Annotated in this window: 10 protein-coding genes; 4 read left to right on the top strand and 6 right to left on the bottom strand. The window is 57.0% G+C overall.

Annotated elements, in window-relative coordinates:
- Positions 1–110 precede the first annotated feature (110 nt).
- Positions 111–1499 (top strand): MFS transporter, encoded by a 1389-nt coding sequence (locus ACOTYB_RS10715; protein WP_063401776.1) that lies wholly within the window; start codon positions 111–113, stop codon positions 1497–1499.
- Positions 1500–1520: 21 nt separating this feature from the next.
- On the opposite strand, the gene ACOTYB_RS10710 is transcribed toward ACOTYB_RS10715, so the two are convergent.
- Genes ACOTYB_RS10710 through ACOTYB_RS10700 form a run of 3 tightly spaced genes read right to left on the bottom strand, consistent with a single transcriptional unit; the run spans position 1521 to position 4231 of the window.
- Positions 1521–2516: a DUF2891 domain-containing protein gene (locus ACOTYB_RS10710; RefSeq protein WP_126524895.1), complete on the bottom strand. Its 996-nt coding sequence runs from the start codon at positions 2514–2516 to the stop codon at positions 1521–1523.
- Between the two features lie 9 nt (positions 2517–2525).
- Positions 2526–3512 carry a DUF979 domain-containing protein gene (locus tag ACOTYB_RS10705; protein WP_003857123.1) on the bottom strand — a complete coding sequence of 329 codons (987 nt, stop codon included), beginning with the start codon at positions 3510–3512 and terminating at the stop codon, positions 2526–2528.
- Positions 3509–4231, bottom strand: a complete 723-nt coding sequence (locus ACOTYB_RS10700) for a DUF969 domain-containing protein (protein WP_003857121.1) — start codon at positions 4229–4231, stop codon at positions 3509–3511. The genes ACOTYB_RS10705 and ACOTYB_RS10700 overlap by 4 nt, the downstream gene beginning before the upstream one ends.
- 224 nt (positions 4232–4455) lie before the next feature.
- Between ACOTYB_RS10700 and ACOTYB_RS10695 the strand changes: the two genes are divergently transcribed.
- The gene (locus ACOTYB_RS10695; RefSeq protein ID WP_003857118.1) at positions 4456–5004 is read left to right on the top strand and encodes a winged helix DNA-binding protein; all 549 of its coding nucleotides are present in this window, start codon (positions 4456–4458) and stop codon (positions 5002–5004) included.
- On the opposite strand, the gene glgX is transcribed toward ACOTYB_RS10695, so the two are convergent.
- From glgX to treZ, 3 genes are read right to left on the bottom strand one after another with little or no spacing between them, the layout of a single operon-like run.
- The gene (gene glgX, locus ACOTYB_RS10690; protein WP_003857116.1) at positions 5001–7076 is read right to left on the bottom strand and encodes a glycogen debranching protein GlgX; all 2076 of its coding nucleotides are present in this window, start codon (positions 7074–7076) and stop codon (positions 5001–5003) included. The genes ACOTYB_RS10695 and glgX overlap by 4 nt on opposite strands.
- Positions 7077–7091: 15 nt before the next feature.
- Positions 7092–9560, bottom strand: coding sequence for a malto-oligosyltrehalose synthase (gene treY / locus ACOTYB_RS10685; protein ID WP_048244093.1), 2469 nt, complete (start codon positions 9558–9560; stop codon positions 7092–7094).
- On the bottom strand, positions 9557–11344 hold the full coding sequence (gene treZ / locus ACOTYB_RS10680) for a malto-oligosyltrehalose trehalohydrolase (protein WP_220316894.1): 1788 nt from the start codon (positions 11342–11344) through the stop codon (positions 9557–9559). Before treZ ends, treY begins: the two co-directional genes overlap by 4 nt.
- A gap of 131 nt (positions 11345–11475) precedes the next feature.
- Between treZ and ACOTYB_RS10675 the strand changes: the two genes are divergently transcribed.
- Positions 11476–12003, top strand: a complete 528-nt coding sequence (locus tag ACOTYB_RS10675; RefSeq protein WP_003857109.1) for a GNAT family N-acetyltransferase — start codon at positions 11476–11478, stop codon at positions 12001–12003.
- Positions 12004–12114: 111 nt separating this feature from the next.
- Entirely contained in the window at positions 12115–12999 is an 885-nt protein-coding gene (locus tag ACOTYB_RS10670) for an SDR family oxidoreductase (RefSeq protein ID WP_022651207.1), read from the top strand.
- Positions 13000–13104 lie beyond the last annotated feature (105 nt).

Here is a 13104-nt window from a genome sequence, read left to right as displayed (position 1 = left end):
TCAGATAAGGCGTTTCATGCAACGATAAAGTGCAAATGGTGCGCCTTCCGCCCTGTAAAAGCCATCTTTATAGTTTTGTCATCCATACACTCTTCTCAGAGGACAACATGATGATGCTCTTTTCCAGTCAACCCGGCGACGAAGGACTGCCTGGCCCGGCGCGCGCACGGGTGATGGCCGCAATTATGACCACCACCTTAATGGGCGTGTTTGATGGCACCATGATCAACATTGCCCTGCCCTCCATGGCTCAGGAGATGCAGGTACCTGCCAGTATTGCCGTCTGGTTCGCCAACGGGTATCTGCTGGCGGCCGCGATGTCGCTGGCGATATTCGCGGCGCTTGCGGCCCGCCTGGGTTATCGCCCCGTTTTTCTGGCAGGTCTGACAACCTTTACCCTGACATCGCTGGGTTGCGCGCTGGCGAAGACGCCCGAAGTGCTCATCGGTATGCGCGTGCTTCAGGGGATCGGCGGCGCGGCGACGCTGAGTATTGCCCCCGCAATCCTGCGATCCGTATTTCCCGGGCGATTACTTGGCCGCATTCTGGGGTTGCACGCTCTGCTCATCGCCTCCAGCTCCGCTATCGGGCCGGTATTGGGTGGGACGATCCTTCACACCCTGAGCTGGCAATGGCTGTTTGCGATAAACGTGGTTCCCGGCACCCTCGCCTTACTGCTGGCGGTCAAAGCGCTGCCGCAGGATGCGGTTCGAAAGCAAGCGCCCTTCGACACCCCGGGCGCCATATTGTCGGCGCTGCTGCTGGGGTCGACGATCATGGCGGCGAACAGCCTCCAGGAGGCTACTTATCACCCCGGCAGTCTTTGCTGGACGGTGCTCGCTGCGCTGAGCGGCATGGCGTTTATCTGGCAGATCCGCCGCACGGATAACCCCTTGCTGCCGCCGACGATGTTTAAAAATGAACGTTTTACCCTCGCGGCCTTCACGTCAATGATTGCTTTTGTCAGCCAGGGGATCACTTTTATTGCACTGCCTTTCCTGTTTCAGAGCGAATACGGCTACAGTCCGGTGTTGTCTGCCCTGCTGTTTACGCCGTGGCCGCTGGGGATCGTACTGATTGCGCCGCATGCAGGCCGGTGGGCGGACACGATTTCAGCCCCGGCGATATCCACCCTGGGGCTGGTGATTTTTGTCGTGGGTTTGATCCTTCTTGCGACATTACCCGACCGCCCTACAATGTGGGATATCTGCCTGCGGAGTCTGGTATGCGGCATGGGGTTTGGCTGCTTTCAGAGTCCCAATAACCGGGAAATGCTCTCCAACGTTATTCGTGAGCATGCGAGCTATGCATCCGGTGTTTTATCCATTATGCGCACGTTCGGGCAGTGTCTGGGCGCCGCCGCCGTGGCCGTTCTGCTGGCCGCAGATGAAAGGTCAATTCATGTTGCACTGTGGGTCGCCGCCGCGGCTTCTGCGGTAGCGGTCGTCGTCAGCGCGAGTCGGTTGCGTAAAATCACTCATCCTGCGGAAACAGGATGAGCACGAAAATATAACTAAGCGCTACTCCAGCGCCAGTAGCGCAAAACTCGCCAGCCAGTGCCCGCCGCTGTAGTGGCTGCCGACAACATGCTCCACGCTTGCCGAGAGATGGCGCGCAACGGCATCGTGTAATGGCTTCCGGGCGTGATGATTTTCCGGCAGGGCACGGGCAATGTGCTTCATACACCAGGCGCGGCTGAGGTTGAGACCGTCCAGATGCGCGATTTTCGGGTCGGTGCGGTCGCTCACCTCTGCCGGGTTCATCAGCGCAGAAACGGCGCCCACTTCAGGCAGAAACGCATCGAACCAGGCCGGGAAATCCTCCACCACCTTACTCATCAGCAGGGCCTCGGTCAGCGCTCCGGAGATATACTCGTCGCCACCCGGCTCATAATGCGCAGGATATTGCGTGTCCGCGAGGTAAAACCGCGTTGCCGCGTCCAGGATGGCGCGCTCAAGCGTGTCATCGTTCACCGCCCGGGCATAATCCAGCCCCAGCGCGAGCGCAAACGCCGTGTTGTAGTGCGTCCCGACGCGGATCGGATAGGTAAGCTTGCTGAGGTAATCCACCAGCCGCTGGCGAATATCCAGCGTTAACGGTTGCAGCGTCTGGTACCAGCGCTCCGCCTGCGGCAGTGACGATTGCTTCAGCTCCTGCGCCAGCGCCAGCAGCCAGCCGTAGCCATAAGGCCGCTCAAACGACGCGCGGAACGGCGCGGTAAAATAGGCCAACTCCTTCGCCACCTTCTCGTTGGTCAGGTGTTCTTCGAACAGAGTGATGATCTCTTCCCGGCACGGCAGTTCGGGCCAGAGACGCAGGCAGCGCAGCAGCAGCCAGTAGCCGTGCACCGCAGAGTGCCAGTCAAAACAGCCGTAAAAGATCGGGTGCAGCTCGCGAGGCGGCAGAACGTCGCCGTCATCGTTGAGCAGATGCATAATGTGGTTCGGGTATTCCTGACGTAAATAGGTCAACGGCATTCTGGCGAAGGCGTCAGCCTGATGTTGCGTTAATTCCATTGCAGCTCCTTAGCGAAACACGAGGAAATACATTAAGAACACGTTTACCACCAGCAGGGTTAACGCGGTCGGGATCTGGATCTTGATAACCTGATATTTGTCTTTTAGCTCCAGTAGCGCGGCGGGCACAATGTTGAAGTTGGCGGCCATCGGCGTCATCAGCGTGCCGCAATAGCCAGCGTACATACCGATAGCCAGCAGCGGCGCCGGGTTACCGTGATGGACATTAATCAGGAATGGCAGAGCGATACCGGCGCTTAACACCGGGAAGGCTGCGAAGGCGTTACCCATGATCATGGTAAACAGCGCCATCCCCACGCAATAAATGACCACCAGCATGAAGCGGCTGTCCGGGTTCACAAACAGGCTGACCACCTTTTGTACCGATTCGCCGGTATTCGCCACCACAAACACCCCGCCGAGCATGGCGAGCATCTGCGGCAGGATCACCGCCCAGCCAATGGTATCGACCAGCCGACGCGACTGACGAACCGCATGCAGCGGCGTACCTTTTGTCAGCCACCAGCCGGTGAGGATAGCTGCCACACAGGCCACGCACAGCGCCGCCAGCGTAAGCTGTTTCTGGTCGAGCAGATAAACACCGCCAATCGACACGCCTTTCAGAAATAGCGTCCCGATGACCGTTACCACGGGGATCATCAGTGCCGGTAAAAACAGCCAGTTTTTCAGTCGGTTCGACGAGGCAACGCGCTCCTCCTCGGTGGACATTTTATAACGCCCCTTCCCGACCAGCCCGAAACCGGCCAGCAGCGCAATCACGATAACGGCGCCGCCAATAATGCGATACGCCAGGGACTTACCCAGCTCCTGCACCATCAGATCGCCAAACAGGAAGATCCCGCCAAACAGAAACCAGAACAGCGCCGTGGTATAGCGTTTCGGGTTAGCGCGATCGCGAAGGGTCATCACAACCAGCAGCATCACGACGAAGCCGATCAGGTAGTACACACGGTTAATAGTGATGAGGGTCATCATGGTGCGATCTCCTGCGTACCCTGCTCTGCTTTCCAGGCCATCACGTCGCGACGAATGCTGGCATCGAGGCGTAGCAGACGCGTCATATGGATGATCAGTGCCGCAATGGCGGTCGGAATGGCCCACAGGCCGATATGCAGCGGTTCGATCCCCTCGATCCCGTTCTCTTTCAGGAACGCATCAATCAGCAGTACCGCGCCAAAGGCGATAAAAATATCTTCCCCAAAGAAAACCGCGATATTGTCACACGCGGCGGCATGGGCTTTGATTTTGTCGCGGATAGTCTGCGGCAGTTCCCCGTATTCATTCAGAGCTGCCCCTTCCGCCATCGGTGCCAGCAGCGGACGCACCGTTTGCGCGTGGCCGCCAAGCGACATCAGGCCCAGCGCAGCCGTCCCTTCGCGGGCAACAAAGTAGAGCATCAGGATACGCGCCGAGGTGGCGCTGGCGATCTTCGCGACCCAGGCCTGGGCGCGTTCTTTCAGCCCGTAATACTCTAATAGGCCAATCACCGGCAGGATCAGAATGAAGGTGGCAAGCGATCGGCTATTCACGAACTTTTCGCCAAAGGTTTCCAGCAGCATACCGAAATCCATGCCAACCAGCAGGCCCGTCGCCAGGCCCGCCACCACGACAACCAGCAGCGGGTTGAAACGCAGTGCAAAACCAATAACCACCACCGGAATCCCGATAAGTGGCAACAGTGTAGAACTGTCCATAAACGTTACCCTATCCAAAGTGAGCGTTGCGCGCCGACGGCTATTTTTTATACTTCGCAGCAGAGCGAAGCCGGTGCATTACGGCGCGCGATGTTGTGTTTTGCGTGAGGCTCCACAGAACCTGCACTAAAAAGCTATATCTGAACGTCAAAAACATGTAAACAATTTATCAATAAAATGTTCTTATTTTATCGACGGGTTTACATTTCGGGGGAAGGATCGTTATGACAGTAAAGAAAAAGACGACAGCGTTAAACCACGACGATATTGCGGACGGGCGAATCGTCTCCTCCCGTCATCTCGTCTCAGAGCGGTGTGCTGAATTATCAGAGCTGGAATATGCGCTGATCATGACCAGCAATGCGTTTAACAAATGGATGGTGCGCTGCATGACCGCAGCGGGTGAACCGGATATGGGGGCCTTTGATGTTTCGCTTCTGCACCACGTGAATCACCGCAACCGTAAGAAAAAGCTGGCTGACATCTGCTTTGTGCTGAACGTGGAAGATACCCACGTGGTGACGTATGCGCTGAAAAAGCTGGTCAAGGCGGGCTACGTCACCAGCGAGAAAGCGGGAAAAGAGCTTTTTTTCTCCACTACGGAGGAGGGAAAAGCGCTGTGCATGAAGTACCGGGAGGTGCGGGAGGCCTGCCTGATCAACATTCATGCGGAAAGCGGTATTCCGGGCGCGTCGATTGGCGAGACCGCGCAGTTACTCCGCGCGATCTCCTCCCTGTATGATACCGCCGCACGCGCGGCGGCTTCGCTTTAAGGACGGCGGAACAGGGTGATACTCCGCCCGGCCAGCTCGTAATCGACAGATTCAGTGATGATTTCCCCCGTGGGGGCATCCTCCGACGTCGAGAGTTCGAGCACCCAACCCCCTTCGCCAAACTGCGGGATCTGGAATGGCACCGTACCTTCAAACGGGTTAAACAGCATCAGCACGTCTTGCCAGACGCCCTCTTCCTGCTCAAGATCAGGACGGCTGATGGCAAGACCAAGGGTGGAACCCTCGTCCCACTGTTCCGACTGCTGCGGTCCGCCGCCGGCGTTAAACCAGCGGATCTCCAGCCCGTCGCGCCAGTTCTCACGTCGCAGCAGCGGCTGCGTCGCGCGCAGGGCAATCAACCGACGGGTAAAGTCGCGCAGCTTCTCGTCGTTTTCAGTGAGTCCTTCCCAGTTTACCCAGGAGATCTCGCTGTCCTGACAATAGCCGTTATTATTGCCCTTTTGCGTCCGGCCAAACTCATCGCCTGCCAGCAGCATCGGCGTGCCGTGCGAGAAGAAGAGCGTGGTGAGGAAGTTGCGCTTTTGCCGCTCGCGGGTGGCAATGATATCCGGGTTTTCCGTCGGCCCTTCCTCGCCGTAGTTATACGAACGGTTATCGTTATGTCCGTCGTTATTATCTTCCCCGTTATCGGCGTTATGTTTCTCGTTGTACGATACCAGGTCGTTCAGCGTGAAGCCGTCATGCGCGGTGATAAAATTGACGCTGGCCCACGGACGACGCCCGCGCAGATCGTACAAATCACCGGACCCTAACAGACGGGCGGCAAAATCGTTAGAAACGTTATCCCCCTTCCAGTATTCACGTACCGTATCGCGGTATTTGTCGTTCCACTCACCCCAGCCAGGTGGGAAGCCCCCCACCTGATACCCGCCGGGGCCGATATCCCACGGCTCACCGATGAGCTTCAGCTTCGACAGCACCGGATCCTGGGTCACGGCATCAAAGAAGCCGCCGCGCGGATCGAACCCCTCTGGCTCACGTCCGAGAATGGTCCCGAGGTCAAAGCGGAAACCGTCAATCTGCATCGACTCCGCCCAGTAGCGCAGGGAGTCCATGACCATCTGCAACACGCGCGGGTGCGAAGTATTAACGGTGTTCCCGGTGCCGGTGTCGTTGATGTAATACCGGTGCTGATCCGGCATGGTGCGGTAATAACAGAAGTTATCAATCCCCTTAAACGACAGGGTTGGTCCCAGCTCGTTGCCCTCCGCCGTGTGGTTATAGACCACGTCGAGGATCACCTCGATGCCCGCGTCATGATAGGCACGCACCATGTCGCGGAAACCCTGGATGCCCGCCGGGCCGTAATAGCGGGACGCTGGCGCAAAGAAACCGAGCGAGTTATAGCCCCAGAAGTTTTTCAGGCCGCGATCGAGCAGGTGCTGATCGTCAGGGAACCAGTGAACCGGTAGCAGCTCGACCGAGGTAATGCCGAGGCTTTTGATGTACTCCACCGAGGCTTTATGCCCCATTCCCTCAAACGTACCGCGCAGTTCAGGCGGAATAGCCGGGTTAAGCTGGGTAAAGCCTTTTACGTGGCTTTCATAGACCACGGTATGCGGCCACGGGATATCGGGCCGGCGTGAGTCCTGCCAGTCAACGGCATTGGGGTCGATGACCTTACATTTGGGCGTAAATGGCGCGCTGTCTCGCGTGTCAAAACTGAGATCCAGCTCATCGTGTCCCAGCTCATAGCCGAAGTGGGCATCGTTCCACTCAATGTCACCCACCAGTTCACGGGCATAGGGGTCAATAAGCAGCTTATTGGGGTTAAAACGGTGACCGTTCTCCGGATCGTAGGGGCCATACACACGGTAGCCATACAGCGCCCCCGGTTTCAGATCCGGCACATAGCCGTGCCAGACCTCATGGGTATATTCCGGCAGTTCCAGGCGGGCGATTTCTGTTTTTCCCGAAGGATCAAACAGACACAGCTCCACCCGCTCCGCGTGGGCGGAAAACAGGGCGAAGTTTACCCCTTTCCCGTCATAATTTGCGCCCAACTGCTGGCCATGACCGGCCCGAATTTCAAACGTTGTATCCTTTGGCATTTTTGTTCTCCTCGATTAGTCGCAGGTAAGCAGAACCAACAAACATCCCTTTTCAGACGTTAAATCCAGCGTCTCTGGCAGAAGGCGACGCTCACCGGTAAACAGATCCCGGTAGTGCTTCCCGGCCAGCTCCTGGGGTATGGCCACGATAGTGTTGGCCCACAGCATCGCATTGTCGGTGACGTCAAACACCAGACGCGGCACGGCGACGATCAGCGCCTCGTCATCTTTTATGCGGGCATAAACGATCAGATTCTCCTCCCGCTCACCGGTTACCTTCAGCGGCAGCCAGTCGCCGTAGCGGAAAAGTGCGGGGTAATGTGGCCGAAGCCGTAACAGCGTGGCGGTAACGTACTGCTTCACGCTGCCGTCTCGCCAGCGTTGCGCATCGTTAAAAACGGTGCCATCCGCTACGCTGAGGTTTTCCGCCAGTGCGACGAAATCCGGTTCGCGGCGGTTATCCGGGTCGACGAGGCTGAAGTTAAGCCCCTCGCTGCCCTGGTAGATGTCCGGTACGCCAGGCGCAGTCAGCTTGATCACCGTCTGGCTCAGGCTGTTCATTAACCCAGCCCGAATAAACGGCTGGAGTGCGGCACTGAAATCACGCAGGAACAGGGTGTTATCCGGGGAAAGCAGATGGCGCACGTAGTCCAGGACCACGCTCTCGTAACCTTCGTTGCTGTCGATCCAGTCGGTACGCTGCTTGGCCTCGCGCAGGGCTTTCTCGATAAAGCCGAGGAAACGCTCTTCCAGTGACTTAAGGCCATCACGATCCTCAGGCGACAGGGTTGCTGGCCAGACGCCCGCCAGCGCCTGGAAGATCATCCAGGTGTCGGCGGCGTTCGGCGCGGTGCCGTCGTTTAGGAATCGGACCTGCGTCTGGTTCATCTGCCGCCAGCGCGCCAGATTTTCTCCCCACAGATCTGGCGCTTCCGTCAGCGTGTATAGTCGCGCCCGCGCATCCTCGCCGCGTTTGGTGTCGTGGGTGGAAGTTCCCAGCAGCGCATCGGGCTGGCGGGCAAGTCGAATGCGCATCTCCTGATGAAAACGGGAAAGTGAAAACGCGCGCGGCGTCGGGTCGGCGCCGACTTCGTTCAGGGCCAGCTCCAGGTTATGGCGGAAGAACAGCGTATCCTCTACCGATTTCGCCATCAGCGGCCCGGTCAGTTGCTGAAAACGGGTGCGGAAAAGCGAGGCCAGCGCGTGGTCATGCTCCGGCAGATCGCCGGTAAGAATACGCACGATCAGGCTCAGAGCGGGTTCAGAGGCGTTGACGCTGGCGACCACACGGCTGAGCAGCGCCACATCCGGTGGCGTCAGTCCCTCAGCGGTGCCGTAGGTGCGATACACCGGAAACGCGATAAGCAGCTCACGCAGGGCATGGCGGATATCATCATGCTCCACTTCGGCGCCGTTATGCCCGGCCAGCTCGCTGGCTATTTTGAGCAACGTGGTAAATTCACCCTCAAAATTACGATCGGTCATCAGCCCTTTGGCGTTGCGAAGTTCCGCCTGCCTGTCCACGGTCGTACCCAGCGTCTCGTCGTAGAGCATCTCCAGCCGCGAGAGGTTGGTATCATCCACCAGCACTTCCGCCAGGGAGGCGATAAACTCATAACCCGTAGTACCTGAGATGGGCCACTCCGGAGGAAGCTGTTCCCCTTTGGCGAGGATTTTTTCCACCGTGATGTAGCAATCCGGTCCGGTAGCCGCACGCAGTCGCTGCAAATAGCCCAGCGGATCGGCAAGCCCGTCCACATGGTCAATGCGCAGGCCGTCGACAACCCCGGCGTGGACAAGCTCAAGGATCAGGTGGTGCGTATCTGCGAATACCGCCTCATCCTCTACCCGCACGCCGACCAGCCCGGTGATTTCAAAAAAGCGACGCCATGAAAGCTGTTTCGGCGCTTCACGCCAGGACATCAGCCGCCAGCTTTGCGCCTCGTGGATCTCAGCGATGCTCTTGCCTTCGGCATACGTGCCGGGATTAAGCGGATAGGCGGTATCATAGTAAACCAGCGCTGCGCTGTTTGTGACACTGTCACGTTTTAAAGTGATAGTCCCCCTCTCCAGCTCGGCTTCAAAGGTGTCGCCAAGAAACGGCAACGTCAGCGGTCGGGACCAGTCGATATCAAAATACGCCGCATAGCGGCTCTGCCCGCCATGTTCGATAACATCGCGCCACCAGCGGTTTTCCAGCGAGGTCGACATATGGTTAGGAACGATATCCAGAATCAGCCCCATCCCCGCCTGTTTCAGCGCCGCCGCCATGCGGTCAAACCCTTCCCGCCCGCCAATCGCCGGGTCAATTTCGTTGGGGTCGGTCACGTCATATCCGTGGGTGGAATTCGTGGTTGCGGTGAAAACAGGCGACGCGTAAAGATGGCTGATACCGAGGTCTTTCATATACGGAATCAGGTCTGCAACGCGGTCAAAGGTCATGCCGTTGCGAAACTGAATTCGGTAAGTAGAGGAAGGGATCATAGCGCTGCTTCTCCATCAGCAAAGCGAACAACAATGCTGTTCGGCGGCAGGTTTTCGGCTGCCTCCGGCCAGCTAAAGATCGTTTTTCCGGGCAGGTCCGGTAAGGCGAGCGGCTTTTTGCCGATATTCAGCGCCAGCGACAACGTGCCGGACGGAAAACGCCAGCTCACGGCAACCATGCCGAGCGCCGTTTGCAGGACGTTACCCTCCACGGTGCCCCGCTGTTTCAGTAACGGGACGATAAAGCGCTGACGCAGCACAATCAGCTCGCGCGTGACGTGCAGCCACGCCCTGCCTTCCTCCGTGTCTGCCTTGTTCCAGTCAAGCTTCGACCGCATAAAGGTATTTACGTCATTGGGGTCCGGTACGGTTTCATCGTGCCCGGCATGGCCGGTAAACTCTTTCGCGCGCCCTTCCCGCACCGCTTTCGCCAGGTCGCCGTGGAAGTCGGTGAAAAAGAGGAACGGATGCGTTTCGCCATACTCCTCGCCCATAAACAGCAGCGGAATATGGGGCGACAGGAGCAGCGCCGCGAACAGCACGCGCGTTTTATCCGCCCCAGCCAGAGAGATAAGCCTCTCCCCCTGGGCACGGTTGCCGACCTGGTCGTGATTCTGAATAAAATCGACAAAAAACTGTGGTGGTTGCTCGCGACACTCTACCCCGCGCGATTTTCCGGTCTGAAGCGAGATTTCCCCCTGGTAGACAAAGCCTTCTGCCAGCGCCCGCGCCAGTTTTTTCTCCGGCTCAAAGGCAAAATCCTGATAGTAGGCGTGTGATTCTCCCGTCGCGAAGACATGAGCGGCGTTGTGAAAATCATCATTCCATTCGGCGGTGAAAAGCGGCGTCTGACCATGCTCATCACGCGGATGCAGGAAAATCACGTTGCGACTGTCTTCGGTGGTCAGATGGATATGCCGATCCGGAAAGGCGTCGCGGATCCGTTGCGCTATCTCGGGAAGAATATGGGTCTCAGCGTCGTCATGGATCTGGTCGATGGCGTCGAAGCGCAGACCGTCAAGATGATACTCCGAGAGCCAGAATAACGGCGCCTCAGCGATGTATTGCCGGACAGCTTCAACCTCATAGGCAATACCGTTGCCCCACGGGGTCATACGATCCTGATGGAAAAACGCCGGCGAGAGCAACGGCAGGTAGTTCCCTTCCGGGCCAAAGTGGTTGAGTACGATATCCAGCACCACGGAAAGCCCGAGCGCGTGGGCGGCATCAATGAAGGCATGAAAATCATCCGGTGTACCATAAGCCGAGTGCGGGGCATACAGCAGTACACCGTCATACCCCCATCCGCGCGCGCCCCCGAACTGGGACACGGGCATCACTTCCAGTTGCGTAATACCCAGTTCGGCCAGATAAAGCAGTTTGTCGATGGCCGCCCTGAAGGTTCCTTCCCCGGTGAAGGTGCCGATATGCAGCTCGTAGATCACCGTCTCTTCCCACGGTCGTCCTTGCCATTCGCGCTGAGCGGGCAGGCTGCGACGCGGGTCGATCACCACCGACGGGCCATTGACGTCAGCCTGCTGCGCGCGCGAGGCCGGGTCCGGCACCGCCATTCCATCCTGTAAAACAAACTGATACGTCGTACCGTGCCTGACGCCGGGCACGTCAATCTGAAACCAGCCGTCGCCCACCGCCGCCATGGGAATGTCGGTATCGGTTAAACGCAACGTGAGATCTTTTTGCCCTTCTGCCCAGACGCGAAAACGTACAACGTCATCGGAAATAAACTCAGCACCCCAGTGCCTGCGACATGTTCTGAATTCCATTCATTGTCCTCGAATGACCACATTTTACGCGGAACGAAATACAAGCTTAGACCAGGATCTACAGAGTGTTATGCCAGCAGAGTATGCCGCTTCGTCTATTATCTATTTATAACTCCCACTTAAGGAATACTATGCATATTCGAAAAGGATTAAGCACCGACCTCGCCCGTCTTGAATGCTGTGATTTTTCTTTTACGGTCGATGAGATTGCCAGAGAACCTTTTCTCAATGGTGATTTGCATATCGAGGCGCTGACCGAACCTTATCTTAAAACCTATGAACTGGATCTCCAGACGCTGGAAAATCATTGTGTTAATCCGGATTCAATATTTCTTATCGCCGAAACGGATGACGGTGAAATCGCCGGTTTTATTACCGCGTCCTGCAACTGGAATAAATTTATATCGGTGGATTACATTGCCGTGGAGCGTTCAAAGCGTCGTACGGGCGCGGCGCACAAGCTGATGTCCGCCACCCACGTCTGGGCGCGAAGCCTCAATGCGCCCGGTTTACGGCTGGAGACGCAGAACGTTAATGTTTCTGCCTGTCTTTTTTATCGTCACTATGGGTTTATTCTCGGCGGTTACGATCGCTATCTTTACAACGCCCTGCCGGAAAAAGATGAGGTCGCCCTTTTCTGGTATTACATGCTGGCTTGAGAAAATATTTTATATCCGCTACCGGAAGATAGATTTGTCTGAATTTGTCAATTTTGCCCGCTTACGTTTAATTAACGACTAATCTTGGAATTCACTATTAAGGAGGCCGGTATGTCTACAGGAAATAATCACACGCTGCATTACCCTCGTCCACCGTTTGCTGAACAACCGCAAAGGGCCCCCGGGCTGGCATCGGAAATGAAGCCAATACCGGATCATGGTGAAACAAGTTATATCGGGTCAGGAAAACTGGCAGGAAAAAAAGCGCTGATTACCGGCGGTGATTCCGGAATTGGTCGCGCGGTAGCGATCGCCTATGCCCGTGAAGGCGCAGATGTCGCTATTGGCTATCTGCCGGAAGAGGAGTCCGATGCGGCATCGGTCATTGCGCTGATTCAGGCTGAAGGCCGTAAAGCGGTCGCCATTCCGGGCGACATTCGCGTGGAGTCGTTCTGCGACACGCTGGTGGAAAAAGCCGTTGCCGAACTGGGCGGCCTGGATATTCTGGTGAATAACGCCGGACGCCAGCAGTACTGTGAATCTATCGACGATCTCACCACGGCAGATTTTGACGCGACGTTTAAGACCAACGTCTATGCCCCCTTCTGGATCACCAAAGCTGCGCTACGCCATTTGCAGGAAGGCGCCGTGATCATTAACACCACTTCCGTTCAGGCGTTTAAACCGAGCGCGATCCTGGTGGACTATGCGCAGACCAAAGCCTGTAACGTAGCCTTTACCAAGTCTCTGGCCCAGCAGCTGGGACCGCGTGGAATTCGGGTGAATGCCGTCGCGCCAGGTCCATACTGGACGCCTCTTCAGTCCAGCGGCGGCCAGCCGCAGTCCAAAGTTCAGAAGTTCGGGGAAGATACGCCCCTGGGCAGACCGGGCCAGCCGGTTGAAATCGCACCGCTGTATGTATTGTTTGCCTCCGATACCTGCTCATACGCCTCCGGGCAAGTGTGGTGCTCTGACGGCGGTACCGGCGTGCTGTAAAGCATCCTCTCAGACCTATCCATTCCATGGATAGGTCACATTCACTTCCCGGCGGTTCTCAAAAATCGCAGTTGAACTATGATGAACTTACTATTGAGGAGCCCA

Source organism: Enterobacter cloacae complex sp. IR5450, assembly GCF_049238665.1.
Taxonomy (GTDB): Bacteria; Pseudomonadota; Gammaproteobacteria; order Enterobacterales; family Enterobacteriaceae; genus Enterobacter; species Enterobacter hormaechei_C.
Note: the sequence above shows the minus strand (reverse complement) of the source record. Positions and strands in the feature narration are given on the sequence as shown.